The 25,136-nt window shown below is 72.7% G+C and carries 21 protein-coding genes and 1 pseudogene; 13 read left to right on the top strand and 9 right to left on the bottom strand.

Going from position 1 to position 25,136, the window contains the following annotated elements:
- Positions 1-46: 46 nt before the first annotated feature.
- Positions 47-910, top strand: coding sequence for a biotin--[acetyl-CoA-carboxylase] ligase (locus amrb99_RS41745; RefSeq protein ID WP_190867060.1), 864 nt, complete (start codon positions 47-49; stop codon positions 908-910).
- Positions 911-1,086: 176 nt separating this feature from the next.
- Positions 1,087-2,121 carry an adenylate/guanylate cyclase domain-containing protein gene (locus tag amrb99_RS41740; RefSeq protein WP_190867058.1) on the top strand — a complete coding sequence of 345 codons (1,035 nt, stop codon included), beginning with the start codon at positions 1,087-1,089 and terminating at the stop codon, positions 2,119-2,121.
- A 6-nt stretch (positions 2,122-2,127) separates the two neighbouring features.
- Here amrb99_RS41740 and bfr read toward each other — a convergent pair whose 3' ends face one another.
- Together bfr and amrb99_RS41730 are read right to left on the bottom strand one after the other, a co-directional pair.
- Positions 2,128-2,625: a bacterioferritin gene (bfr, locus tag amrb99_RS41735; RefSeq protein ID WP_190867055.1), complete on the bottom strand. Its 498-nt coding sequence runs from the start codon at positions 2,623-2,625 to the stop codon at positions 2,128-2,130.
- A gap of 95 nt (positions 2,626-2,720) precedes the next feature.
- Entirely contained in the window at positions 2,721-3,080 is a 360-nt protein-coding gene (locus amrb99_RS41730) for a (2Fe-2S)-binding protein (protein WP_190867053.1), read from the bottom strand.
- Between the two features lie 191 nt (positions 3,081-3,271).
- Between amrb99_RS41730 and glgX the strand changes: the two genes are divergently transcribed.
- The 5 genes from glgX to amrb99_RS41705 all read left to right on the top strand — a co-directional run bounded on the left by glgX (position 3,272) and on the right by amrb99_RS41705 (position 11,759).
- The gene (gene glgX, locus amrb99_RS41725) at positions 3,272-5,437 is read left to right on the top strand and encodes a glycogen debranching protein GlgX (protein ID WP_190867051.1); all 2,166 of its coding nucleotides are present in this window, start codon (positions 3,272-3,274) and stop codon (positions 5,435-5,437) included.
- A 1-nt stretch (position 5,438) separates the two neighbouring features.
- Positions 5,439-7,670 carry a malto-oligosyltrehalose synthase gene (treY, locus tag amrb99_RS41720; RefSeq protein WP_190867086.1) on the top strand — a complete coding sequence of 744 codons (2,232 nt, stop codon included), beginning with the start codon at positions 5,439-5,441 and terminating at the stop codon, positions 7,668-7,670.
- 20 nt (positions 7,671-7,690) lie between these two features.
- Positions 7,691-9,532, top strand: a complete 1,842-nt coding sequence (gene treZ, locus amrb99_RS41715) for a malto-oligosyltrehalose trehalohydrolase (protein ID WP_190867049.1) — start codon at positions 7,691-7,693, stop codon at positions 9,530-9,532.
- Between the two features lie 176 nt (positions 9,533-9,708).
- The gene (locus amrb99_RS41710; protein ID WP_019629095.1) at positions 9,709-10,380 is read left to right on the top strand and encodes a response regulator transcription factor; all 672 of its coding nucleotides are present in this window, start codon (positions 9,709-9,711) and stop codon (positions 10,378-10,380) included.
- A gap of 101 nt (positions 10,381-10,481) precedes the next feature.
- Positions 10,482-11,759, top strand: coding sequence for an ATP-binding protein (locus amrb99_RS41705; RefSeq protein ID WP_190867047.1), 1,278 nt, complete (start codon positions 10,482-10,484; stop codon positions 11,757-11,759).
- Between the two features lie 114 nt (positions 11,760-11,873).
- On the opposite strand, the gene amrb99_RS41700 is transcribed toward amrb99_RS41705, so the two are convergent.
- On the bottom strand, positions 11,874-12,461 hold the full coding sequence (locus amrb99_RS41700; protein ID WP_347257084.1) for a GtrA family protein: 588 nt from the start codon (positions 12,459-12,461) through the stop codon (positions 11,874-11,876).
- A gap of 220 nt (positions 12,462-12,681) precedes the next feature.
- Between amrb99_RS41700 and amrb99_RS41695 the strand changes: the two genes are divergently transcribed.
- Both amrb99_RS41695 and purE read left to right on the top strand, forming a co-directional pair.
- Positions 12,682-13,893, top strand: coding sequence for a 5-(carboxyamino)imidazole ribonucleotide synthase (locus amrb99_RS41695; RefSeq protein ID WP_190867044.1), 1,212 nt, complete (start codon positions 12,682-12,684; stop codon positions 13,891-13,893).
- Positions 13,890-14,381 (top strand): 5-(carboxyamino)imidazole ribonucleotide mutase, encoded by a 492-nt coding sequence (purE, locus tag amrb99_RS41690; protein ID WP_190867042.1) that lies wholly within the window; start codon positions 13,890-13,892, stop codon positions 14,379-14,381. The genes amrb99_RS41695 and purE overlap by 4 nt, the downstream gene beginning before the upstream one ends.
- A gap of 106 nt (positions 14,382-14,487) precedes the next feature.
- Here purE and amrb99_RS41685 read toward each other — a convergent pair whose 3' ends face one another.
- Positions 14,488-14,907 (bottom strand): CoA-binding protein, encoded by a 420-nt coding sequence (locus amrb99_RS41685; RefSeq protein WP_190867040.1) that lies wholly within the window; start codon positions 14,905-14,907, stop codon positions 14,488-14,490.
- Between the two features lie 38 nt (positions 14,908-14,945).
- Complete coding sequence (locus amrb99_RS41680) at positions 14,946-16,280, bottom strand: UDP-glucose/GDP-mannose dehydrogenase family protein (protein WP_190867038.1); 1,335 nt, start codon at positions 16,278-16,280, stop codon at positions 14,946-14,948.
- Between the two features lie 115 nt (positions 16,281-16,395).
- Here amrb99_RS41680 and amrb99_RS41675 point away from each other — a divergent pair, with 115 nt between their 5' ends.
- Entirely contained in the window at positions 16,396-17,565 is a 1,170-nt protein-coding gene (locus tag amrb99_RS41675; protein WP_190867036.1) for an acyl-CoA dehydrogenase, read from the top strand.
- A 93-nt stretch (positions 17,566-17,658) separates the two neighbouring features.
- On the opposite strand, the gene amrb99_RS41670 is transcribed toward amrb99_RS41675, so the two are convergent.
- Positions 17,659-18,597 (bottom strand): RNA polymerase subunit sigma-70, encoded by a 939-nt coding sequence (locus amrb99_RS41670; RefSeq protein ID WP_190867034.1) that lies wholly within the window; start codon positions 18,595-18,597, stop codon positions 17,659-17,661.
- 95 nt (positions 18,598-18,692) lie between these two features.
- On the opposite strand from amrb99_RS41670, the gene amrb99_RS41665 reads away from it, so the two are divergent.
- On the top strand, positions 18,693-20,093 hold the full coding sequence (locus amrb99_RS41665) for a DHA2 family efflux MFS transporter permease subunit (protein WP_190867031.1): 1,401 nt from the start codon (positions 18,693-18,695) through the stop codon (positions 20,091-20,093).
- Between the two features lie 54 nt (positions 20,094-20,147).
- Here amrb99_RS41665 and amrb99_RS41660 read toward each other — a convergent pair whose 3' ends face one another.
- The 3 genes from amrb99_RS41660 to amrb99_RS41650 form a co-directional block, all read right to left on the bottom strand.
- A complete protein-coding gene (locus amrb99_RS41660) occupies positions 20,148-20,621 on the bottom strand; it encodes a hypothetical protein (protein WP_190867029.1) in 474 nt (157 codons plus the stop codon).
- Between the two features lie 102 nt (positions 20,622-20,723).
- Entirely contained in the window at positions 20,724-21,527 is an 804-nt protein-coding gene (locus amrb99_RS41655) for an acyl-CoA thioesterase domain-containing protein (protein ID WP_190867027.1), read from the bottom strand.
- Between the two features lie 42 nt (positions 21,528-21,569).
- Positions 21,570-23,234, bottom strand: a complete 1,665-nt coding sequence (locus amrb99_RS41650) for an LCP family protein (RefSeq protein ID WP_190867025.1) — start codon at positions 23,232-23,234, stop codon at positions 21,570-21,572.
- A gap of 255 nt (positions 23,235-23,489) precedes the next feature.
- Between amrb99_RS41650 and amrb99_RS41645 the strand changes: the two genes are divergently transcribed.
- A complete protein-coding gene (locus amrb99_RS41645; RefSeq protein WP_190867023.1) occupies positions 23,490-24,557 on the top strand; it encodes a glycosyltransferase family 2 protein in 1,068 nt (355 codons plus the stop codon).
- Between the two features lie 100 nt (positions 24,558-24,657).
- A pseudogene (locus tag amrb99_RS41640) lies at positions 24,658-25,136 on the top strand (hypothetical protein); the annotation flags it as partial.

Raw genomic sequence — 25,136 nt, 5'->3', positions numbered from 1 at the left:
GGTGGTGGGCGGGAGAGTGCCGGGGCCGGTGAGGTTGGATGGACGGGTGAGCGAATCACCGTATGGGGACCTTGACCGGCCGCCGCTGCACGAGGCGGCGCTGCGGAGCGCGCTCGTCCAGGAGGGCGGGCTGTGGCGGGAGGTGCGCGTCGTTCCGGAGACGGGGTCGACCAACGCCGACCTCGCGGCCCGGGCCAGGGAGGGGGCGCCCGAGGGGACGGTGCTGGTCACCGAGTTGCAGACGGCCGGGCGCGGGCGGCTCGGCCGGTCGTGGACGGCGCCGCCGCGCTCGGGGCTGATGTTCTCGATGCTGCTGCGGCCGGCGGTGCCGGTGCCGCTGCTCGGCTGGCTGCCGCTGCTGACCGGCGTCGCGGTCGCCACCGCGATCCGCCGGATGACCGCGTTCGCCGAGTCCGGGGAGCGGTTCTTCGGCGGCGCCGACGGCGACGTCGCCGTGGACGCCCGGCTGAAGTGGCCGAACGACCTGCTGGTCGGGGACCGCAAGCTCGCCGGGATCCTCGCCGAGAAGGTCGACGACGCGCTGATCGTGGGCGTCGGCCTGAACGTCGGGCTGCGCGCGGAGGAACTGCCGGTGCCGACCGCGACGTCGCTGGCGATCGAGGGCGCGCCGCTCACCGACCGGGCGCCGCTGCTGCGCGCGATCCTGCGCGAGATGCGGACCTGGTACGGCGAGTGGACGATGCTCGGCGGCGACCCGGAGTCCAGCGGGCTCCGCACCGCCTACAAGGAGCTCTGCACGACCCTCGGCCGCCGCGTCCGCGTGGAGCTGCCGGCGGACGAGACGCTGGAGGGCACGGCGCGGGACGTGGACGGGTCGGGCCGCCTCGTGGTCGAGGGACCGGGCGGCGACGTCGCCGTGAGCGCGGGCGACGTGGTCCACGTCCGTTGAGGGACTGGACCTTGGGGACGGAACCTTGTCGCTTTGCGGCGGTATGGGGGATGGTGCACGTGGGGTGAACAGTGCAGGTGGGTGCGCTGTGTCACGTCGGATCTGCAACGATATGGGGTGTACCGATCCACGACGCCGGCGGCGGGGGCTCCGCGCGACGGCGGACTGAGGGGCGGATGATGGCGCGCGGACTGCCGGATCCCAAGGAGATCGAGGAGCTGCTCCTCGGCGGCGAGCTCCGCTACACGCGCGTCGACGCCGTCCGGCTGTCGGGGGTGTCGCGTGACTTCACCGGACGGGTGTGGCGCGCGTTCGGCTACCCGTCGATGCCGGACGACGCGGTCGCCTACACCGAGGGCGACGTGGCGGCGCTGTGCCGCCTCCGCCGCCTCATGGAGGAGGGCGTGCTCGACGAGGACGGGGTGATCCGCCTCATCCGCGCGTTCGGGCAGACCATGACGCGGCTGGCGGAGTGGCAGGTCAACCTCATGCGGGAGATGGTCGCCCCGGACCCGAACGGCGTGCCGTCCGCGGAGGCGGTCGGGACGATCGTGGAGATCGCCGACAAGCACATCGGGGAGTTCGAGCCGCTGGTGGTGCACGCGTGGCGGCGGCAGCTCGCCGCGGCGGGGACGCGGGCGATCGCGGCGGCGGCGACCCGGGACGACGGGGAGCCCGCGGGGCGGCCGCCGACCACCGTCGGGTTCGCGGACATGGTGTCGTTCACGCAGGTCAGCCGGGAGCTGGAGGAGATCGAGCTGGCCCGGGTGGTGGAGTGGTTCGAGGAGACCGCCGCCGACATCATCGCCGCGTGCGGGGGGCGGCTGGTGAAGACGCTGGGCGACGAGGTGCTGTTCAGCGCGGAGTCGCCGACGATCGGCGCGGAGATCGCGCTGACGATCGCGGCGGCGATCCAGGACGAGACCGAGGTGCCGGACGTGCGGGTCGGCGTCGCGCACGGCCCGGTGCTGCCGCTGATGGGGGACGTGTTCGGCACCACGGTGAACCTGGCGGCGCGGCTGACGGCGCTGGCCCGGCCGGGCTCGGTGGTGATCGACAGCGAGCTGGCGGCGCGGCTGGAGAAGGAGCCGGCGTACCGGATCACGCGGATCGTCCGGCGGCCCGTCCAGGGGCTCGGGATCGTGCAGCCGTTCGTGCTGCGGCGCGCGCCGGAGCCCCAGGACGGGCCGCCGGACGGCGGCGGCCGGTAGGGCGCGTCAGACCGGCTTGCTGATCTCCTCGCCGGGCGAGTCGGTGAGGCGCTGCAGGTAGTTCTGCTCGCCGAGGGCCTGGACGAGGCTGAGCTCGGTCTCCAGGTAGTCGATGTGGTACTCCTCGTCGGCGAGGATGTCCTCGAAGATCCGCGCGGACGTGACGTCGCCGCGCGAGCGCATCAGCTCGATGCCGGGGCGCAGCCGGGCGACCGCCTCCATCTCGATCTCCAGGTCCGCCTTGAGCTGCTCGACGACGGTCTGGCCGATCCGCAGGGTGCCGAGCTTCTGGTAGTTCGGCAGGCCCTCGAGGAACAGGATCCGGTCGGTGAGCCGCTCCGCGTGCCGCATCTCGTCGATCGACTCTTCGCGGGTGTGCTTCGCGATGCGCGTGAAGCCCCAGTTCTCCTGCATCTTGGAGTGCAGGAAGTACTGGTTGATCGCCGTCAGTTCCGCGGTGAGCTGGTCGTTCAGCAGCGCGATGATGTCCTTGTCGCCTTCCATGGGACCTCATGCTCGCACAGGGGGCGGCGGTGATCCCCGCAGCGGCGCGTCTCGCGGCGCGGGCCGGCGGGCCGCGCGGAAGGCGCCGCGGCGGCTCAGGCGGCGGCTTCGGCTCCGGCGACGGCCCCCGGCGGGACGAGCCGGTCCGCGGCGGCGGGCTCGGAGGGGCGGGAGAGGGTGCCGGACGGCGCCGCACCGGCGTCCGCGACAGGCGAGGCGGCCGGGGCGGCGTCGGGGACGGCGGCGAGCGGCGTCGGGCCGCCGGTCAGGGCGTCGGCGAGCTCCCCTGCGGTGCGGTACTCGCTGACCATGGCGTGCAGCCGCTTGGTGCAGGAGCCGCAGCCGGGCTTGAAGCCGCAGGCCGCCTTGACCTCCTTGGCGGTGCCGCAGCCGCCGCCGGCCAGGCAGCCGTGGACGTCGTCCTCCGTGATCGCGTTGCAGATGCAGACGTACATCCGGTTGGGGGACCTTCCCTGCGACTAGCCGGTACGAAAGCGCCTGACCTGGACCCTTAGGGCACCCTTATGAAGGTTAGGCTCCCCTAAGGTAACCCAGCGATGTCCGTTCTGGCCAGTGGTCTCCGAATCGGTGTGATTCAACCCTCAGAGGGAAGGGCTTCACCCGGTACGACGGGAGGGCGGGACAAGTGGCACAGGTGTGGCCGGGCGATGCATACCCCCTCGGAGCCCGGTTCGACGGCGCGGGCACGAACTTCGCCGTCTTCTCCGAGGCGGCCGAACGAGTGGAGCTGTGCCTGTTCGACGGGCCGGCGGGCGGCGGTGAGGAGACGCGGCTGGCGCTGCCGGAGGTCGACGCGTTCGTATGGCACGGGTACCTGCCGGGGGTGATGCCGGGCCGGCGGTACGGGTTCAGGGTGCACGGCCCCTACGATCCGCAGCGCGGGCAGCGCTGCAACCCGGCGAAGCTGCTGCTCGACCCGTACGCGCAGGCGATCGAGGGGCGCATCGACTGGGACGAGTCGTGCTTCGGCTACCGGTTCGGCGACCCGTGGTCGCGCAACGACCTGGACTCGGCCGGGCACACGATGCGCTCGGTGGTCGTCAGCCCGTACTTCGACTGGGGCGACGACCGGCCGCCCCGGATCCCGTACCACGAGACGGTGATCTACGAGGCGCACGTCAAGGGCCTCACCGCCCGGCATCCGGACATCCCGCCCGCGCTGCGCGGCACCTACGCGGCCCTCGCCCACCCGGTGATCATCGACCATCTGAAGTCGATCGGGGTCACGGCGGTCGAGCTGATGCCGGTGCACCAGTTCGTCCACGACGACGCGCTGATCCAGCGGGGGCTGCGCAACTACTGGGGCTACAACACCATCGGGTTCTTCGCGCCGCACGGCGAGTACTCCTCGTCGGGGGAGCGCGGGGAGCAGGTGCTGGAGTTCAAGGCGATGGTGAAGGCGCTGCACGAGGCGGACATCGAGGTGATCCTCGACGTGGTCTACAACCACACCGCCGAGGGCAACCACCTCGGGCCGACGCTGTCGTTCCGGGGGATCGACAACGCCCAGTACTACCGGCTGACCGACGGCGACCAGCGCTACTACATGGACACCACGGGCACCGGGAACAGCCTGCTGATGCGCAGCCCGCACGTGCTGCAGCTGATCATGGACTCGCTGCGGTACTGGGTGACGGAGATGCACGTGGACGGGTTCCGGTTCGACCTGGCCGCGACGCTGGCCCGCGAGCTGCACGAGGTGGACCGGCTGTCGGCGTTCTTCGACCTCGTCCAGCAGGACCCGGTGGTGTCGCAGGTCAAGCTGATCGCCGAGCCGTGGGACGTGGGGGAGGGCGGCTACCAGGTCGGGAACTTCCCGCCGCTGTGGACGGAGTGGAACGGCCAGTACCGCGACACGGTGCGCGACTACTGGCGCGGGCAGCCGGGCGCGCTGCCCGACTTCGCGTCCCGGCTGACCGGGTCGTCCGACCTGTACGCCGACGACGGCCGCCGCCCGATCGCCTCGATCAACTTCGCGACCTGCCACGACGGGTTCACGCTGCACGACCTGGTGTCGTACAACGGCAAGCACAACGAGGCCAACGGCGAGGGCAACCGGGACGGCAGCGACGACAACCGCTCGTGGAACTGCGGCCACGAGGGCCCGGTCGACGACCTCGACGTCATCACGCTGCGGGAGCGGCAGAAGCGCAACTTCCTGACCACGCTGTTCCTGTCGCAGGGCGTCCCGATGCTGCTGCACGGCGACGAGCTGGGCCGCACCCAGCAGGGCAACAACAACGCCTACTGCCAGGACACCGAGATCTCCTGGGTCGACTGGACGGGCCTCCACGAGGACACGTTCTTCGACGAGCGCGGCCCGCTGCTCGACTTCGTCCGGCGGCTGTCGAAGCTGCGGACGGACCATCCGGTGTTCCGGCGCCGCCGGTTCTTCGTCGGCGACCGGCCGTCCGGGGACGACAGGACGGGCCGGGGCGGCGCCTCCGACCTGCCGGACCTGGTGTGGTTCACCCCGGGCGGCGAGGAGATGACCGGGAAGGACTGGTCCGCGGGGTTCAACAAGTCGCTGAACGTGTTCCTGAACGGGGAGGCGATCGGCGAGCCGGACCGGCGGGGCCGGCAGGTGCGGGACGACTCGTTCCTGCTGCTGTTCAGCGCCCATGACGGCGAGCTGGCGTTCGCGCTGCCGCCCGCCGCGTACGGGCAGATGTGGATCAAGGTGCTGGACACCGCCGATCCGCTGCTCGCCGAGGAGGAGTCGCCGGTCGTGAAGGCCGGGGAGTCCGTGAAGGTCGCGGCCCGCTCCGTGCAGGTGCTACGCCGTGTCTGACATGCCTCCCCCCGAGCACGACACCCCCCCGTCCGGCACCTACAGGCTCCAGCTCCGCGGCACTCCCGAGGACCACTTCGGGTTCGCCGAGGCCGCCGCGCTCGCCCCGTACCTGTCGGCTCTCGGCGTGTCGCACGTGTACCTCTCGCCGGTCCTGCGGGCCGCTCCCGGCTCCACGCACGGCTACGACGTGGTCGACCACTCCCGGCTGTCGGACGAGCTGGGCGGCGGTGAGGCGTTCGGCGCGATGGCGGAGCGGTTCCGCGCGCACGGGCTGCGGGTGCTGGTCGACATCGTCCCCAACCACATGGCCGTTCCGGTGCCGCCCGACCTGAACCTGCCGCTCAACGCGGTCCTGGCGGAGGGGCCGTCGTCGCCGTACGCGAAGTGGTTCGACGTGGACTGGGACGCGGGCGGCGGGCGGATCGTCCTGCCCGGCCAGGGCGAGCCGAACTACCGGCGGTTCTTCGACATCTCCGGGCTGATCGGGCTGCGGCAGGAGGAGCCGGAGGTCTTCGAGCGGACGCACGCGCTGCTGCTCGGCCTGGTCGGGCAGGGCCTGGTGGACGGCCTGCGCGTCGACCACCCGGACGGCCTGGCCGACCCGCGCGGGTACCTGCGCCGGCTGGCGGGCGCCGCGCCCGGCCGCTGGCTGCTCGTCGAGAAGATCACCGAGGGGGCGGAGCGGCTGCCCGCGGACTGGCCGTGTGCGGGCACGACGGGCTACGACTCGCTCGGGATGATCGGCGGCCTGTTCGTCGACCCGGCCGGTGAGGAGCCGCTCACCGAGCTCTACACGGCGCTGACGGGCGGCCCCGCGGCCTTCGAGGAGGTCGAGCACGACGCCCGCCTGCATGCCGCGACGCACGGGATGAAGCCGGAGATGGACCGGCTGATGCGCGTCCTCGGCCGCGTGGTGGGGAAGCCCGACGCGGACCTGGAGCGGGCCTTGCAGGCGCTGCTCGTGGCCATGCCCGTGTACCGCGCGTACGTCGTCCCTGGTGAGGACCCGCCGCCACAGGCCGTGGACGTCCTCAACGAGGCCGCGCAGAGAGCGCGCGGGCACCTGCCCGAGAAGCTGCATCCGGCGCTCGACACGGTGGTGGAGATGGCGCTCGGGCGAGGCGAGAACGCCGATCCCGAGTTCATCGTGCGGTTCCAGCAGACGGCCGCGCCGCTGGCCGCAAAAGGCGTCGAGGACACCGCCTTCTACCGCTGGAACCGTATGGCCGCCCTCAACGAGGTGGGCGGCGACCCGGGGCGCTTCTCCGTCAGCCCCGCCGACTTCCACGCGCACTGCATCCGGCTCGCGCGGGACTGGCCGTCCACGATGACGACGCTGTCCACGCACGACACCAAGCGCCAGGAGGACGTGCGGGCGCGGCTGGCCGTCCTGTCGGAGCTGCCGGAGGAGTGGGCCGACGCGGTCCACCGGTGGCGGTCCTGGTGGGGGCCCGCCGAGTCGCCGATGGAACCCGACCTGGAGTACCTGCTCTGGCAGACGCTCGCCGGCGCCTGGCCGATCACCCCCGACCGGCTGCACGAGTTCCTCGTCAAGGCGATGCGCGAGGCCAAGACCCGGACGTCCTGGGCCGAGCCGGACACCGCCTACGAGAACGCGGCGCTCGGGTACGCGCGGCGCGTCCTGGAGGACCCCGGCCTGGTCACCGACCTGACCGCGTTCGTGGCGCGGCTCGAGCCGTACGCGCGGGTGAACGGGCTCGGGCAGAAGCTCGTCCAGCTCGCGATGCCGGGCGTCCCCGACGTCTACCAGGGCTGCGAGCTGACCGGCCTGGCGCTCGTCGACCCCGACAACCGGCGGCCGGTCGACTACGGGCGGCGCCGCGAGCGGCTGCACCGGCTCGACACCGGCCGCCCGCCCAAGGACGTCGACGACGAGAAGCTCCTGGTCACGGCGCGGACGCTGCGGCTGCGCCGCACCCATCCGCAGTGGTTCGGGCCGTCGGCGGCTTATGAGCCGGTCCCGGTGGCGGGGCCCGCCGCCGATCACGTCGTCGCGTTCCGGCGGGGCGGCGCGGTCGCGCTCGCCACCCGGCTCCCCGCCGGCCTGGAGCGACGGGGCGGCTGGGCCGGGACGGAGGTGGACGTCGGCCGGCAGGGCTGGCGGGACGTCCTCACCGGCGCCACCCACTGGGGCCCGCTCCTGGACGCCGCCGAGGTGTTCGCGCATCTGCCCGTCGCGCTGATCGTCCCCCGGGAGATCGACAGGTGAAGTCCCCGGAAGATCGGCCGATGAATCAGCGGTTCGAGGTCTGGGCCCCCAAGGCCCGGCGCGTCGATGTCGTCGTCGCAGGCGAGCGGCGTCCCATGGCGGAGGCGGAGGGACGCCCCGGCTGGTGGACGGCCGACGTGCCCGGCGCGGGCCACGGGACGGACTACGGGTTCGCGCTGGACGGCGCCGAAGACCCCCTGCCCGACCCGCGCTCCCCGTGGCAGCCGTCCGGCGTGCACGCTCTCAGCCGCGTCTACGAGCACGACCGGTTCGCCTGGACGGACGGGCATTGGCACGGACGCCCGCTTCCCGGCAGCGTCCTGTACGAGATGCACGTCGGCACGTTCACGCCCGAGGGGACGTTCGATGCCGCGATCGAGCGGCTGGACCATCTCGTCGCGCTCGGGATCGACGCCGTCGAACTCCTGCCCGTCGCGTCCTTTCCCGGCCACCACGGATGGGGATACGACGGTGCTCTCCTATGGGCGCCCCACGAGCCCTATGGCGGCCCCGACGCGCTGAAGCGTTTCGTGGACGCCGCCCATGCGCGCGGCCTCGCCGTCGTCCTGGACGTCGTCTACAACCATCTCGGGCCCGACGGAAACCACCTGGGCGACTACGGCCCCTACTTCACCAGCGCCCACAGCACCCCGTGGGGCGACGCGGTCAACTACGACCAGGAGGGCTCGGACGAGGTCCGTGCCTTCGCCATAGAGAACGCGTTGATGTGGCTGCGGGATTACCACTTCGACGGGCTGCGCCTGGACGCCGTCCATGCCATCACCGACCACAGTGCCGTCCATCTGCTGGAGGAGATGGCGCAGGCGGTGTCGGCCCTGTCCGCGCAGTTGGGACGGCATCTGTTCCTCATAGCGGAATCGGACCTGAACGATCCACGCCTCGTCACCTCGCGGGAGGCGGGCGGATACGGGCTCGACGCCCAGTGGAGCGACGACTTCCACCACTGCCTGCACGCCGCGCTGACCGGCGAACGGCAGGGCTATTACTGCGACTTCGGCTCTCTGGAAACCCTCAAGAAAGCATTGACGAGGGTGTTCGTCCACGACGGAACGATGTCGACGTACCGGGGGCGCAGGCACGGCCGTCCCGTGGACGTGGAAAAGCTGCCCGCCCACCGGTTCCTCGGTTTTCTGCAGAACCACGACCAGGTCGGTAACAGGGGCGCAGGAGACCGTATAGGCGCCGTCCTGGCAGGGGCCGGGCTCCCTCCCGGGCTGCTCAAAGTCGGCGCGGCGCTGCTCGTCCTGGCGCCGTTCACGCCGATGCTCTTCATGGGCGAGGAATGGGGCGCCTCTACTCCCTGGTGCTACTTCACCGACCACCAGGACCCGGAACTGGCGCGGGCCGTCAGCGAGGGCCGGCGCAGGGAGTTCTCCCGGCACGGCTGGACGGGCGAGGTCCCCGATCCACAGGCTGTGGATACCTTCCGCCGGTCCGTCCTCGACTGGGCCGAGCCCGCCGCCGAACCGCACGCGGACCTGCTGGAATGGCACCGGTCCCTGATCGCCCTGCGCCGCGCCCGGCCGGAGCTGAACGACCCGCGCCTGACCGCCGCGTCCGTCGTGACCAGCGAGTCCGCCGCCTATGGCGGTGTCCGGGCGGACGGCGACGGCGCGGCCGGCCGCTGGCTCGTCATGCGGCGCGGCGGCGTGCTCGTGGCGGCGAATCTCGGCGACGGGACCGTCCGGCTCCCACTCCCCGATGCCGATGCCGGGATCGGGGGAGGGGCCCGCCTGCTGCTCGCGTCAGACCCGGCAATCCGGATGGAAACCGGCGCCAACGGCGATTCCAAAATCCCGGTCGTGGTCCTCCCGGGCGCGTCGGCCGCCGTCTGCGGATGACCGTTCACGGCGGCGCGCCCGCCGCCCGGCGGACAAGGGCCCGAAGCGCGATGTCCGCCTAACTCCCGCTACCACCCGAAAAATGGGTGTTCGAGGATGTACTACGAGTGGCAAACCGCAGGTCAAGAGCGCGGCGGCACCCGGGAAACGTTCAAGAATGGTCATACGATCGGTTCATGACCTCAGTACTGCTCGCCGAGGACGACACGTCCATCTCCGAGCCTCTCGCCCGCGCGCTGCGTCGCGAGGGGTACACCGTCGAAGTCAGCCCGGACGGTCCGCAGGCGCTCGAGCGGGCGCTCGGGGGCGGCGTGGACCTCATTGTTCTCGACCTGGGCCTGCCCGAGCTGGACGGCCTGGAGGTGGCCCGCCGGGTCCGTGCCGAGGGGCATGGAGTGCCCATCCTGATCCTGACCGCCCGGGCCGACGAGGTCGACACCGTCGTCGGTCTCGACGCGGGCGCCGACGACTACGTCACCAAGCCGTTCCGCCTGGCCGAGCTGCTGGCCCGGGTCCGCGCGCTGCTGCGCCGCGGCAGCACCGAGACCCCGATCGTCCAGGGGGTGCGGATCGACGCCGAGTCGCGCCGCGCCTGGATGGGCGACCAGGAACTGCAGCTCACCACCAAGGAGTTCGACCTGCTGCGCGTCCTGGTCAGGGACGCCGGGAAGGTCGTGACCCGCGAACAGATCATGCGCGAGGTGTGGGACACCAACTGGTGGGGTTCCACGAAGACCCTCGACATGCACATCTCCTGGCTGCGCCGCAAGCTCGGCGACGACGCCGGCAGCCCCCGCTACATCACCACCGTGCGGGGCGTCGGCTTCCGGTTCGAACGCGGCGACTGACAGCCCCGTACCGGCCGCCATGGCCGCGCGGTCAGCCCCCGGGCCTTCCCGAGAGGCCCGGGGCGCCCCGCCCGGGCGTGGCCCCACCATAAGGAGCCCAGATGAGGCGCCGACTCCTCCTGTCGACGCTCGCGGTGGCGGTGGTCGCGATCCTGTTGCTCGGCATACCCCTCGCCTACGCCGCCCACAAGCTCATCTACGAAGAGGCCGGGCAGTCCCTCGACCGGGAGGCGTCCGCCATCGCCGGCGGGGTCGCCTACACCCTCGAATCGCGCCAGCCGGTCACCGGCGCCGCGATCGCGCGGGAGTACCCCGGCCGGTACATCGCGGTCACCCTGCCGGGCGGCGCCGCCGTCGAGGCGGGGGCGCGCCCCCGTCCGGGCGCGCGGCAGCTCACCGCGACCGCGGCCGGGCAGGGCGTGCGGGTGCGGATGTCGCGGCCCGCCTCCCAGCTGAAGGACCAGGAACTGCGGCTGCTGCTGTTCATCGGCAGCCTCGCGCTGCTCGGCGTCGCCGTCACCGTCGGCCTGGCGATGGTCCAGGCCCGCAAGCTGACGCTGCCGCTGCGCGACCTCGCCGAGACCGCCGACCGGCTCGGCACCGGCAACGCCCGGCCGCGCCGGCGCCGCTACGGCATCCCGGAGGTCGACCGGGTCGCCGAGGTGCTGGACCGCAGCGCCGTCCGCATCGCCGACCTGCTCGCCGCGAGCCGCGAGTTCGCCTCCGACGCCTCCCACCAGCTGCGCACCCCGCTGACCGCGCTGTCCATGCGGCTGGAGGAGATGATCGAGGCGGCCGACTACCCCGACGTCGTCCGCGAGGAGGGCGCCGCGGCCGTGGCGCAGGCCGAGCGGCTCGTCGCCGTCGTCGAGCAGCTGCTCGCCCGCGCCCGCCACGACCGCACGGGCGGCGCCGTCGCCTCCCCGATCGACGACATCATCCGCCAGCAGGTGGAGGAGTGGCGGCCGATCTTCCGGCGGGACGGCCGGGACGTGCGGATCGTCGGCGAGCAGGGCCTGGTCGGCATGACCAACCCGGAGGGGCTGTCGCAGATCGTCGCGACGCTCCTGGACAACTCGCTGATGCACGGCGCCGGGACCGTCACCATCCACACCAAGCCGGGCGCCAGCTCGGTGGTGGTGGAGGTCGGCGACGAGGGCGCCGGGATACCGCCGGAACTGGAGCCGCGGATCTTCGAGCGGAGCGTCAGCGGCGGCCGCGGCACCGGCCTCGGCCTCTACCTGGCCCGCTCGCTGGCCGTGGTGGACGGCGGGCGGCTGGAGCTGCTCCAGTCCCGCCCGGCGGTGTTCGGGGTGTTCCTGCGCGAGGCCGCGGAGGCCCGGCTGGCCGGTGAACGCGTCGTCCTGGGGCCCGCCTAGAGGGGGCCGCCGCTCAGAGAGGCGGTGCCCGGGGCGGCCCGGAGAGCGCGCGAGGCTGGGAGAACGCCGTGCGAGATCAGGAGCCGTGCGAGATCGGCAGAACGCCGTGCGAGGTCAGGAGAACTGGGCGTAGTCGCCCGCGGCGTCCTGGTCGAGCGGGTGCCCGAGCCGCCCCGCCGGGCCAGCCCCGCCGTGCCTGGCGTGCGGGCTGGTCGCGGCGTGCACCCCGGGCCCCTCGGGCAGCCCGGACGCCGGGTCGACGGGCGGGGCGCTCGCGGGCAGGAAGACCCACTTCTTGTACGACCAGAACCGGAACAGCGTGGCGACGCCGGTGCCGATCACCAGCGAGATGTTGTACGGGATCGCGCCCGTCAGCCCCAGCACGTAGTGCGTGAACCCGATGAACGCCTCGGTGATCACCAGGCCGACGCCGTTCAGCGCGAAGAACAGCACGTACTCGCGGCCGAGCCCGGTCCGGTCGCGGTGCCGGAACGTCCAGTAGCGGTTGGCGAGGTAGGCGAACGTCGTCGCGACGATGGTGGCGACGCCGTTGGAGGTCAGCGGGCCCATGCCGAGGCCGCTGTTCATCCCGTTGCCGATGCCGACCGTGATCACGAAGGCGATCGCGCCCACGCTGCCGAACTGGGCGAGCTCGCGCAGCAGGTGCGCGAAACGCCGGTTGAGAGTGGCGACCAGGTTCACGAAGGGAACCGTCCTTCCGGACCTCGGCGGGTGGCGCCGCGGTCGTTGACGCGGCCGGTGCGGGGGCACAACGAGGATAGACGCCCCCGGCCCCGTGACGTCGGAACATGAACGTTCTGCGTTTTCCACGCGTTCCCTGCCCCGAGCCCGGAGGCCCACACCTGGTCCGACGTCCGGAACGGGGGAATTGTTCGGTTCCATGGGCCGATAGCCTTCTGACGTGAGCAATCCACCTCAGACACCGGTCGTCGGGATGGCGGGCGGCGGGCAGCTGGCCCGGATGACCCAGCAGGCCGCGATCGCCCTCGGCGTGCCGCTGCGCGTCCTCGCCGGATCGCCGGGCGAGTCGGCGGCGAAGGTCGTCGCGGACGTCCGGGTCGGCGACGACCGCTCCCTGGACGACCTGACGGCGTTCGCCAAGGGGTGCGACGTCGTGACGTTCGACCACGAGCACGTCCCCGGCCCCCACATCAGGGAACTGGAGGAGGCGGGGGTGCCGTGCCGGCCGGGCTCGGCGGCCCTCGCCCACGCCCAGGACAAGCTGGTCATGCGGGACAAGCTGTCGTCGTTCGGCGCGCCCTGCCCCCCGTACGCGCCCCTGCCCTCGGCTGACCCGGTGCCCGCCCTGGAGGCGTTCGGCCGGGACCACGGCTGGCCGGTGGTGCTGAAGGCGACCCGCGGCGGCTACGACGGCAAGGGCGTGTGGATCGCCGACAACCTCGGCGTCGGGACCGTCGAGCTGGTGGAGCGGCTGATCGGCGAGGGCGTCTCCCTGATGGTGGAGCAGCATGTTCCGTTCCGGCGGGAGCTCGCAGCGCTCGTCGCCCGCTCCCCGTACGGGCAGGGCGCCGCGTACCCGATCGTGGAGACCGTCCAGAAGGACGGCATCTGCGTCGAGGTGATCTCCCCGGCGCCGGGGCTGTCCGGCGAGCTGGCCGCCGAGGCGCAGAGCCTCGCGCTGCGGATCGCCGACGAGCTGGGCGTCGCGGGGCTGCTCGCGGTCGAGCTGTTCGAGACCGAGGCGCCGAAGACCGGGCGTCAGGGCAGCGGGCGCGGCCTGCTGGTGAACGAGCTGGCGATGCGCCCGCACAACTCCGGGCACTGGACGATCGAGGGCGCCCGCACGTCCCAGTTCGAGCAGCACCTGCGGGCCGTCCTGGACCTGCCGCTCGGCTCCACCGAGCCCACCGCCCCCTACACGGTGATGGCGAACGTCCTCGGCGGCGACGACCCGGACGTCTACTCCCGCTACATCCACGTGATGGCGCACGACCCGGGCGTCAAGGTGCACATGTACGGCAAGGAGTCCCGGCCGGGCCGCAAGATCGGCCATGTGACCGTGCTCGGGGACGACCTGCCCGAGCTGCGGGAGCGCGCCCGGCACGCGGCGGACTACCTGCGCTGGGGTACGGCGATGAAGGAGCACACATGAGCGCGCTGGTGGGCGTGGTGATGGGGAGCGATTCCGACTGGCCGGTCATGAAGGCGGCGGGGGAGGCCCTGGAGGAGTTCGGCGTCCCCTACGAGGCCGACGTCGTGTCCGCGCACCGGATGCCGCACGACATGATTGCCTACGGCGAGCAGGCGGCCGGGCGCGGGCTCCGCGCGATCATCGCGGGCGCCGGCGGCGCCGCGCACCTGCCCGGCATGCTCGCGTCGGTGACGCCGCTGCCGGTGATCGGCGTGCCCGTCCCGCTGAAGTACCTCGACGGCATGGACTCGCTGCTGTCGATCGTGCAGATGCCCGCCGGGGTCCCGGTCGCGACGGTGGCGGTCGGCGCCGCCCGCAACGCGGGGCTGCTGGCCGTCCGCATCCTCGCGGCGTCCGACGAGGCGCTCCAGGCGAAGATGAAGGACTTCCAGCAGTCGCTGTACGACCAGGCCAAGGCGAAGGGCGAACGGCTCCGACAGAGCCTCTGACGGCCCTGCGAGGGGCGCGCGGCCCGGCGCTGGGGCTTACCCGGTGCCGGGCTCACTCAGGAACGGGGCTCACTCAGGAACGGGGCTCACTCGGGGGCCGGGGGCTTCAGTGCCGGCGGCTCCACTCGATGGCGGGGCAGCGGTCCATGACCACGTCGAGCCCGGCGTCCTGCGCGCGCCGGGCGGCCGCCTCGTCGATCACGCCGAGGGGCAGCCACACGGCCTTCGCGCCCGCCGCGATCGCCTCGTCCACGGCCGCGCCCGCGTGCTCGGAGCGCCGGTAGACGCCGACGACGTCCACGTCCGCCGCGTCCGGCACGTCGGCCAGGGACGCGTAGCCCCGCTCTCCCAGCACCGTGGCGCCCGACGGATGCACCGGGACGATCCGCTTGCCGCGCCGCTGCAGCAGCCGCGCCTGGTTGTGGACCTCCCGGGCCGGGTTGTCGCTCAGGCCCACGAACGCCCACGTCCTGGACTCGCTGAGCAGCCGGCTGATCACGTCCGGGTCGGCGTAGACATCACCCATGCCCGCGACAACACCCGCGGCGCCCCGATCGTTCCCGTTCAGGGGCGGCCGAGGGCCCGGTAGTTCCAGCCGGCGGCCCGCCAGCGCTCGGGGTCCAGGGCGTTGCGGCCGTCGACGATGTTGCGCTCCGCCACCGCCGCGGCGAGGTCCGCCGGGTCCATGTCGCGGAACTCCCGCCATTCGGTCAGCAGCAGCACGACGTGCGCGTCCTTGACCGCGCCCAGCGCCGACGACGCGAAGGCCAGCGACGGCTGGGCGCGGCGGGCGTTCTCCATCGCGCGCGGGTCGTAGACGGTCACCCGGCCGCCCTGCGCGCGGATCGACGCCGCGACGTCCAGCGCGGGCGAGTCGCGCACGTCGTCGGAGTTCGGCTTGAACGCCGCGCCGAGCACCCCGACCGTCCGGTCCGCGAACGAGCCGCCGAGCAGCTGCCGGGCGAGGTCCACCATCCGGATCCGGCGCCGGATGTTGATCTCGTCGACCTCGCGCAGGAACGTCAGCGCCTGGTCGGCGCCCAGCTCCCCGGCCCGCGCCATGAACGCGCGGATGTCCTTGGGCAGGCAGCCGCCGCCGAACCCGAGCCCGGGGCCGAGGAACCGGCCGCCGATCCGGTCGTCGTACGACAGCGCCTCCGACAGCTTGGTCACGTCCGCGTGCGCGGCCTCGCAGACCTCCGCCATCGCGTTGATGAACGAGATCTTGGTGGCCAGGAACGCGTTCGCCGACACCTTGACCAGCTCGGCGGTGGCGTAGTCGGCGGTGATGAACGGCGTCTCGTCGGCGATCATCGTCCGGTAGATCTCGCGCAGCACCTTCTCGGCGTGCTCGGCGGCGCCCTGCTCGGCGGGCAGCCCGGCGACGATCCGGTCCGGGTGCAGGGTGTCCTCGACGGCGAACCCCTCGCGCAGGAACTCGGGGTTCCACGCCAGGACGGCGTCGCCGCCCACCGGCGCCTCCCTCGCGACCGTCTCGGCCAGCCGCGCCGCCGTCCCCACCGGCACCGTCGACTTGCCGACGATCAGGCAGGGCCGGTGCAGCAGCGGCGCGAGCGCGCCGACCGCCGCGTCCACGTAGGCGAGGTCGGCGGCGTACTCGCCCGCCTTCTGCGGGGTCCCGACGCACAGGAAGTGGACGTCGCCGAACTCGGCGATCTCCTCGTAGGACGTGGTGAACCGCAGCCGCCCGCTCGCCAGGCTGCGGCGCAGCACGGGTTCGAGCCCGGGTTCGTAGAACGGCAGGTCACCGGCCGCGAGCCGGGCGATCTTGTCCTTGTCGGCGTCCAGGCCGAGCACCTCGAAGCCCAGGTCGGCCATGCAGGCCGCATGGGTGGTGCCGAGGTAACCGGTTCCGATGACCGTCAGCCGCTGGGTCAAGGCGGGCTCCTTCCGGTTCGCTGCCGCCGTCGTACGCCCTAGTCAACCTTCCCCGAAGTGCTGCCCGGTACCGGCGGGGGCGCAGCGGAGTCTACTGGCCGGTAGCATTTGCGGCATGAGCCATGACTTTCCCGCGTACGCGCCGTCGGAGGAGCAGGAGTTGCTGCGGGCGACGGTGCGTGAGCTGGCGGATGCCAAGATCGCGCCGTTCGCGGCGGAGGTGGACGAGGAGTCGCGTTTCCCGCAGGAGGCGTTGGACGCGTTGGTCGCCAATGACCTGCACGCGGTGCACGTGCCCGAGGTGTACGGGGGTGCGGGGGCGGACGCTTTGGCGACGGTGATCGTGATCGAGGAGGTCGCGCGGGCGTGCGCGTCGTCGTCGTTGATCCCGGCGGTGAACAAGCTGGGCACGGTGCCGGTGCTGCTGTCGGGCTCGGAGGAGCTGAAGAAGAGGTACCTGGGGCCGGTGGCGCGGGGGGAGGCGATGTTCTCCTATGCGTTGTCGGAGGCCGATGCGGGGTCGGACGCGGGCGGGATGAAGACCCGCGCGGTCCGCGACGGTGACCACTGGGTGCTCAACGGCGCGAAGATGTGGATCACCAACGCGGGGGTGTCGGAGTACTACACGGTCATGGCCGTCACCGACCCCTCTGCGGGGGCGCGGGGGATCTCGGCGTTCGTGGTGGAGAAGTCCGATCCGGGGGTGTCGTTCGGGCCCAAGGAGCGCAAGCTGGGCATCAAGGGGTCCCCGACCCGTCAGGTGATCCTGGAGGACGTGCGGATCCCGGCGGATCGGATCATCGGTGCCGAGGGCACCGGGTTCAAGACGGCGCTGGCCACGCTGGACCACACCCGGATCACCATCGCGGCCCAGGCGCTGGGGATCGCGCAGGGCGCGCTGGACTTCGCGCTCGGCTATGTCAAGGAGCGCAGGCAGTTCGGCAAGCCGATCTCTGATTTCCAGGGTGTGCAGTTCATGCTGGCGGACATGGCGATGCGGCTGGAGGGGGCGCGGCAGCTGACCTACCACGCGGCGATCAAGTCCGAGCGGGCGATGCACGGTGAGAAGGTCGCGGACCTGACGTTCGTCTCCTCGGCGTGCAAGGCGCTGGCCTCGGATGTGGCGATGGACGTCACCACCGACGCGGTGCAGCTGTTGGGCGGGTACGGGTACACGCGGGAGTTCCCGGTGGAGCGGATGATGCGCGACGCCAAGATCACCCAGATCTACGAGGGCACCAACCAGATCCAGCGCATGGTCATCGCCCGCCAGCTCCTCAAGTAGCCCCAGAGCATCCCACGCCCCCGCGCCCGCCATCCCGGGCGCGGGGGTGTCGCTCGTCGGCCGCCGTGGGATCGGCCGCGACCGCAGCGGCGGTCACAGGCGTCGCGGCAGGCCGAAGCGCTGGACCAGGTCGGCGTCGTGGAACGCGGTCACCGCCGCGATGGCGGGGCCGCGCAGCGTGACGACCTGCACGGCGAACGCCTCGCCGTCCACGTACATCGCGAACCCCGGCTGCCCGTTGGCCCGGACCGGCACCAGCCTGCTCCGCTTGGCCGACAGCCGGGCTTCGAGCAGCCGCAGGACGGCGTCGCGGCCCGCGAACCACGAGGGGTTCGGCGGCATCTCCCAGACCGCGTCCTCGGTGAGCAGCCGGGCCAGCGCGCCCATGTCGGCCCGCTCGAACGCGTCGGCGTACCGGTCGAGGAGGTCGCGGCGCTCCGGCTCCGCGGGCTCGGCGATCTCGTCGATCGCCGGATCGAGCCGGTCGAGCCTGGCCCGGGCGCGCTGCAGGGTGCTGTGCACCGCGGTCGCGCTGATGCCGAGCGCGTCGCCCGTCTCCTCCGCCGACCAGGCCAGCACGTCCCGCAGGATCAGCACCGTCCGCTGCCGCGGAGGCAGGTGCTGCAGCGCCGCGATGAGGGCCAGCCGCAGCCCCGCCCGCCCCGCCACGATCGCCGCCGGATCGGCCTGCTCGTCGGCGATCGGCTCCAGCCACGTGATCTCCGGATCGCGCGGGCCGATCGCGGCCGGGTCGGAGATGGGCCCGCCCAGCCCGGCGGGCAGCACCCGCCGGCCGCCGTTCCGCAGCGCGTTGAGGCAGGCGTTGGTGGCGATCCGGTAGAGCCACGTCCGCATCGACGCGCGGCCCTCGAAGTCCTCGTACGCCCGCCAGGCCCGCAGGTAGGTCTCCTGGACGAGGTCCTCGGCGTCCTGCACCGACCCCAGCATCCGGTAGCAGTGGGTCAGCAGCTCGCGCCGGAACGGCCCGGCCAGCCGGACGAACTCGTCGCTCGGTTGCTCGATCACGGTCACTCCGCGCTCCTCCCTTTCTTGTACAGACCCGCGGGGCCGCCGAATTCATCGGGTCCGGACCGGCCGATTCCGCCGGGCCGCGGGTCGGTACGGACATGAACAGGAAATGGGTGATGGGGCTCGCCTCGGCGGGCTCGGTGATGGTGGCGCTGGACGCCACCGTGGTGACGACGGCGTTGAGCCGGATCCGGGTGGATCTCGGCACCTCGATGGAGCAGCTCGAATGGACGGTGAACGCCTACAGCCTGAGCTTCGCCGTCCTGCTGATGACCGGTGCCGTGCTGGGCGACCGGTTCGGGCGGCGGCTGGTGTTCACGGCCGGGCTGGGGCTGTTCACCGCCGCGTCGGCGGCGTGCGCGCTGGCGCCGGACGCGGGCTGGCTGATCGCGGCTCGGGTGGTGCAGGGGGCCGGCGCGGCCCTGGTGATGCCGCTGGCGATGGCGCTGCTCAGCGCGGCCTATCCGCCGCCGGACCGGCCGAAGGCGCTGGGGCTGTTCGCCGGGCTGACGGGGCTGGCGGTGGTCGGCGGCCCGGTGGTCGGCGGCGCCGTCACGCAGGGCCTCGCCTGGGAGTGGATCTTCTGGCTGAACGTGCCGATCGGGCTGGTGATCATGCCGCTGGTGCTGCGCCGCGTCCCGGAGAGCCGCGGTGGCGGCGACGGCGTGGACGCGGCCGGGCTGGTGCTGGTGACCGGCGCCGCCCTCGGCCTGGTGTGGGGCCTGATCCGCTCGGACGCCGCCGGATGGGGGAGCGCCGAGGTCGCGGGCACGCTGGCCGCGGGCGCGGTCTGCGGCGTCGCCTTCGTGGCCTGGGAGCGGGTCGCGGCGCGGCCGATGGTGCCGCTGGGGCTGTTCCGGCTGCGGGGCTTCGCGGCGGGGAACGCCGCCGGGGTGTTCCTGTACGCCTCGCTCTACGGGGCACTGTTCTTCGCGGCGCAGTACTTCCAGACCGGACGCGGCGACCGGCCGCTCGCCGCGGGCCTGCACCTGCTCGCCTGGACCGCGGCGGTGACGGTCGTCGCCCCGACCGCGGGCCGGCTGGTGAACCGGGTCGGCGCCCGGCCGCTGGCGGCGCTGGGGCTGGCCATGCAGGCGGCGGGGATGGGCTGGCTCGCGCTCGCCGCGACGCCGTCCGTGCCGTACTGGGAGCTGATCGCGCCGATGCTGATCGCGGGCGCCGGGGTCAGCATGGCGATGCCCGCCGCGCAGTCCGCCGTGCTCAACGCGGTCGCGCCGCAGCAGATCGGCAAGGCGTCCGGGGTGTTCAACACCGGACGGCAGCTCGGCGGGGTGTTCGGCGTCGCCGTCCTCGCCCTGGCGTTCGCCAAGGCCGGCGGCTACGCGGGACCGTCCGCCTTCAGCGACGGCTTCGGCGGCGCGATCGGGGTCGGCGCGGCGCTGTCGCTGGCCGGCGCGGTCGCGGCGCTGGCGATCCCGGGCCGCGCGGCCGCCCCGGCGCCGAGCCCCGCCGGCCCGGTCCTCGCCTCGAACCGCTGAGACGCCGGCGGGCGGCCACCGGGACGTCCGGTGGCCGCCCGCCGGGCCGGCCGGTCAGTCGTGGCTGACCTGGACGATGATCTTCCCGTCCCTGGTCATGCGCGGGCGGAAGGTCAGGCCGTTGACGGTCGAGGACGAGCCGGTGCCCGCCCACGTGGCGTCCATCGAGGTGACCATCTTGCTGTCGCGGCCGTTCGCGGTGAAGACGACCCGCGGGCCGTCGGTGCGGACGTCGATGCCGTCCACGCCGTACTTCGGGTCGAGCGGGATCCGCTGCCCGCTCTTCACCTCCACCTCGCAGTCGGCGTCGAGGCAGGCGTTGAGGTCGGTGCCGTCCTTCGCCTCGCTCTTCTTGCCCTTCGGGGCCGCGGCGGGCGCGGCCGCGCCGGCCGCCCCGGCGGACGCGCTCGGCGACGGGACGGGCGCCTCCGCGGCGGTGAGCCGCGCGTCGGTCCGCGCCGCGCAGCCGGTCACCGCGAGCGCGGCGACGGCGGTCGAGCTGATCAGGCCGAGAAACCTTGTCGACATTCTCTGGACTCCTGACGGTGACTTCTCTGTGCACGCCTTTCACTACCCAGAGTAGTCGATCAAGAATCGGACGCCGATCATCCGGGCGGCCATCGACCCAGGTCAGGAGGTTGGCTGCTCGTCCACGATCAAGGTCTGGAGCACCCGGCCGAACTCTCCGTGACCGTCGGCGAGGGTCGCCTCGCACAGCGCGCTGCCGTACGGGCTGACGCTCAGCGACGCGCCCATGCACAGCCACTCCCCGTCCGGGTCGCGGTGCAGCGCGACGGTGAGGTCGGTGTTGATGATCATCCACTTGGACAGGTCGAGCTGGCTGCCGATCCCGGACGCGCTGTCGGCCAGGGTGAGCGCGCGCACCAGCGGCGAGTCGGTCTCCCCGGCGACCAGCGGGACGCGGGCGCGGGCCCAGGTCGTCCCGGGGCCCGGCACGAAGAACGAGCCCTCGACGAGCCGCCACTCCATCGCCGACAGGTAGCCGTGCGTGTGCAGCTCCGGCGCGGCCGTGAACGCCCGGGAGGCGTCCGGCAGCGGCGGCGCGGCGGGCGCGTGGACGGTCTCGGGCACCCCGGCGGGCGCCGCCAGGATCCGCCAGGCGGTGGCCCGGACGACCGGCCGCCCCTCGTGGGTCATCTCGCCCTCCAGCAGGGCGATCCGCCGCCCCGGGCGGACGACCCGCGCGGTCACCTCCAGCTCGGCGACCGGGACGGGGGAGAGGATCTCGACCGTCACCCGCGCGACCCGGGTGCCGGGTACCGGGTCGGTGCGCTCGAACACCCGTCCCATCAGGCCGGCGACCGGGCCGGCGTGCTGCAGCGACGGCGACCACGGGCCCGCCGTGGCCGGGGTGCTGCGAAACCGGCCGCCGCCGAGCGGCTCGTAGAACGCCTCGGGGAGGTCACCGTCCACCGCTCTGCTCCTCTCCACTGTCTAGAACGATATTCTAGATCGTCAGTGGCAGAGCTTCTCCGTGGCGGTGCCGGAGTCGAGCGAGGAACCGGACGCGGGCGACGCCGCCGGCGACGGCGAGGCCACCTTCACCTTCTTCACGCCGTCCCAGTCGGCGCCCACCATCACCTGCACCCGCGACCCCAGCGACGAGACCTCCTTCAGCTTCGCGTTCGGGATCGCCGCCGCCAGGGTCTTCGCCGAGTCCTCGCGGCCCGGGCCGTACTGGATCTGCGTGTGCTGCAGGCCGCGCCGCGCGACCCCCGGCACCACCGTGACGTGGAAGCCGTCCTTCGTCAGCTGGGAGCCCGCGCGCGTCGCCAGCCCCGGCGTCCCGATCGCGTTCAGGACGCGGACGCTGATGTCGTCCGGCGGCACGGTCGGGCCGTCCGACGGCTTCTTCGACGGCGACGCGCTCGGCTTCGGCGCCTTCGTCTCGGTCAGCGGCTCGTCGTGCCGGATCCGGCCGAACAGGTCGTTCGACTTCGCCTCGTCCCACTGGACGGTCGACTGCGGCGTCGGCGAGTTCCACAGCTGCGCGTTGTACCCCGGGTTCGCCAGCGGCACGTTCGCGAACGTCAGGCTGTCGGTCGACAGGTCCTTCATCTGGTCGGCGAGCTTCGGCAGGCTCTTGGCGAGCTCCGGGTCCACCCGCAGCGACTTCAGCGCCGCGTTCAGGAACTTCGTCGACTTCACCGGGTCGCTCAGCGTCTTCGACGACAGCGCCTGCTTCATCATCGACGCCATGAACTGCTGCTGCCGGTCGATCCGGCCGAGGTCGGTGCCGCCGGTCAGCGTGTACCGGGCCCGCGCGAACGCCAGCGCCTTCAGCCCGTCCACGTGCGACTTGCCCTGCGGCAGCTTCAGCCCGCTCTTCGGGTCGTCGACCGCCTGCTCGGTGCACACGTCCACGCCGCCGAGCGCGTCCACCATGTTGACGAACCCGTAGAAGTTCACCTCGATGTAGTGGTCGATCGACACGCCCGTCGCCTGCTTGATCGTCGCCACCGTGAGGTCGGGGCCGCCGAACTGGTACGCCCAGGTCAGCTTGCCGGGACGGGCGCCGATCTGCTGCCCCTTCGCCCCCTCCGAGCCGTTCGACCGGTGCGCCGGGATCGTCACGTACGAGTCGCGCGGCAGGCTCACGATCGACACCCGGTCGTGGTTCCGGGACACGTGCACCAGCTCCATCGTGTCGGAGCGCTCGCCCGGATCGTGGCCCAGCTTCGCCGCCTTCTGCTGCGCCTTCGTCAGCCCCTCGCGGCGGTCGACCCCGGCCACCAGGATCGTCATCGCGCCCTTCGGGCCGTCCTTGCCCTTGCCGAGCCCGCCGACGTGCACCTTGTCGATCGCGCCCGTCACGTAGTTCTGGAACGCCCACGCGCCGCCCGAGGTCAGCAGCACGAACGCCGACATCGTCCCGGTCAGCGTGAGGAAACGCTTCTGCCGACGGGCGCTCATCGCCGCCCGCGGGCTGATCCGGCGGCCCGGGCGCCTCGGCCCGCGCCCGTCCACCTTCACCCGCGGCGCCGGCATCCCGTCGATGGTGACGCCCTCGATGTCGCCGTCGTCGGCGGGGCCCTCGGCCGCCCCACCTGCGGGTCTGGGCCGGAAGTAGCGCTCCAGCGGGTCGGCGTCGCCGCGTCCCGAGTCGTGCCCGTCCACCATGCCGACGCCCGCCTCCCGAAGACCTCGTTCTCGCGTGGGTCCACACCACTCTAAAGTGGGGAACACCCGTCCGTTCGCTACCTGGACCTCGTGTCCTTGCAGTAACGTGGCGCCGTCTTGACCACACCCCGGCGGCCCGCACGCAAACCTGGGTGGCGTGGGCTGCGTCAGACAAGCAAGCGAGAGAGAGGAAGGGGGGCACCCCTCCGGCCGCGGCACCCCGTCGCCACGGTCGAGGTGCGCCCGCGAGCCCACATGAATCCATCTCCCCACGCCCAGCGCACGACACGGCACGGAACGCAGCGGCGCACCGGCGGCGAACGCACCTGGCCCGCGGTGTCGGTGGTCATGCCGGTCCTCAACGAGCAGCGCCACCTGACGGACGCCGTCCGGCGGATCATGACCCAGGACTACCCCGGCGAGATGGAGCTCGTGCTCGCCGTCGGGCCGTCCCGCGACCGCACCGAGGAGATCGCCCGCCGGCTCGCCGGCGAGGACTCCCGCATCGTCGTGGTCGCCAACCCCACCGGGCGCACCCCGCAGGGCCTCAACATCGCGATCAGGGCGTCGCAGTACTCGATCATCGTCCGGGTGGACGGGCACTCGCTGCTGCCGCCCGACTACGTCCGCGCCGCGGTCGAGACGATGGAGGAGACCGGCGCCGACAACGTCGGCGGCATCATGGCCGCCGAGGGCGTCACCCCCTTCGAGCAGGCCGTCGCCCGCGCCATGACGTCCCGGATCGGCGTCGGCAACGCCCGCTTCCACACCGGCGGCGAGGCCGGCGAGGTCGAGACCGTCTACCTCGGCACGTTCCGGCGCAGCGCACTCGACCGGGTCGGCGGCTACGACGAGACCTTCACCCGCGCCCAGGACTGGGAGATGAACCACCGCATCCGGCAGACCGGCGGGCGGATCTTCTTCACCCCGCGGATGCGCGTCACCTACCGCCCCCGGCCCAACCTGCGCGCCCTCGCCAAGCAGTACTTCCACACCGGGCGGTGGCGCCGCGTCGTCGGCCGCGAGCACCAGGGCACCCTCAACCTGCGCTACCTCGCGCCGCCGATCGCCGTGGTCGCGATGACGGCGGGCGTGGTCGCCGGGGCGTTCGGGTTCTGGCCCGGCTGGCTCCTGCCCGGCGGGTACGCGGCCGCGATGATCGTGGGCGCCGCCGTCGAGGGGCGCGGGCTGTCGCCGTCCGCCTGGGTCCGGCTCCCGCTGGTCTTCGCGACCATGCACGTGACCTGGGGGGTCGGGTTCCTGACCAGCCCGCCGCGGCTCGGCCAGCCGGCGCCCGCCAAACCCGGCGAACCGGTGGTGTAGCGGCGAAATCCGGCAGAACTGCCCTGAACCCTCGTGCGTTCCCGCACGTCTCAGGGTTAGGTTCGACGGGATCACGCCCGCCGGACGCGAGGAGGTTGCCATGTCCAACGGCGCACGCCACGGAATCGGCGCGGTGGTCGGGCTCGTCGCGACCGCGGTACTCACGTACTGCCTGACCATGGGCACCTACAAGATGTCCATGACGCAGCGCTACTATGCCGCGACCTTCCGCAACTATCACGGCAGTGAACTGTGGGTCGGCGCCGGGCTCCTCGTGGTCGCGGCGGTCGTGCTCGGGCTCGTCGTGGGATCGCGGGTGTCGCCGATCGCCTCGCTGATCCCCGGCGTCATCTACACGGCCGTCGGCCTGCTGTGGATCGCCGACGCCCAGTGGGCGATGCAGAATACGGCCAAGAAGTCCTTCCCCGACGACCTCACCATGGCGTACCTGAACCTCGCCACGTTCGGCGTGTTCCTGCTGCTCGGCGTCGGGCTGCTCGTCGCGTCGGTGCCGCCGTCGCGGTGGCGGGCCCGGGCGGCCGGGGCCGCCGCGCCGCGCTACGCCGGGCCGCCGCCCGC

The organism is Actinomadura sp. RB99, from assembly GCF_014706005.1.
Lineage (GTDB): Bacteria > Actinomycetota > Actinomycetes > Streptosporangiales > Streptosporangiaceae > Spirillospora.
The sequence above is the reverse complement of the archived record's forward strand: the minus strand, read 5'-3'. Positions and strand labels throughout refer to the sequence as shown.

What these genes read in the sequence shown, in the direction of transcription:
- amrb99_RS41740 (WP_190867058.1), top strand. Translation starts at nt 1,087, where the DNA reads ATGATGGCGCGCGGACTGCCGGATCCCAAGGAGATCGAGGAGCTGCTC.
- bfr (WP_190867055.1), bottom strand. Translation starts at nt 2,625, where the DNA reads ATGGAAGGCGACAAGGACATCATCGCGCTGCTGAACGACCAGCTCACC.
- amrb99_RS41730 (WP_190867053.1), bottom strand. Translation starts at nt 3,080, where the DNA reads ATGTACGTCTGCATCTGCAACGCGATCACGGAGGACGACGTCCACGGC.
- treY (WP_190867086.1), top strand. Translation starts at nt 5,439, where the DNA reads ATGCCTCCCCCCGAGCACGACACCCCCCCGTCCGGCACCTACAGGCTC.
- treZ (WP_190867049.1), top strand. Translation starts at nt 7,691, where the DNA reads ATGAATCAGCGGTTCGAGGTCTGGGCCCCCAAGGCCCGGCGCGTCGAT.
- amrb99_RS41710 (WP_019629095.1), top strand. Translation starts at nt 9,709, where the DNA reads ATGACCTCAGTACTGCTCGCCGAGGACGACACGTCCATCTCCGAGCCT.
- amrb99_RS41705 (WP_190867047.1), top strand. Translation starts at nt 10,482, where the DNA reads ATGAGGCGCCGACTCCTCCTGTCGACGCTCGCGGTGGCGGTGGTCGCG.
- purE (WP_190867042.1), top strand. Translation starts at nt 13,890, where the DNA reads ATGAGCGCGCTGGTGGGCGTGGTGATGGGGAGCGATTCCGACTGGCCG.
- amrb99_RS41685 (WP_190867040.1), bottom strand. Translation starts at nt 14,907, where the DNA reads ATGGGTGATGTCTACGCCGACCCGGACGTGATCAGCCGGCTGCTCAGC.
- amrb99_RS41675 (WP_190867036.1), top strand. Translation starts at nt 16,396, where the DNA reads ATGAGCCATGACTTTCCCGCGTACGCGCCGTCGGAGGAGCAGGAGTTG.
- amrb99_RS41665 (WP_190867031.1), top strand. Translation starts at nt 18,693, where the DNA reads ATGAACAGGAAATGGGTGATGGGGCTCGCCTCGGCGGGCTCGGTGATG.
- amrb99_RS41660 (WP_190867029.1), bottom strand. Translation starts at nt 20,621, where the DNA reads ATGTCGACAAGGTTTCTCGGCCTGATCAGCTCGACCGCCGTCGCCGCG.
- amrb99_RS41650 (WP_190867025.1), bottom strand. Translation starts at nt 23,234, where the DNA reads ATGGTGGACGGGCACGACTCGGGACGCGGCGACGCCGACCCGCTGGAG.
- amrb99_RS41645 (WP_190867023.1), top strand. Translation starts at nt 23,490, where the DNA reads ATGAATCCATCTCCCCACGCCCAGCGCACGACACGGCACGGAACGCAG.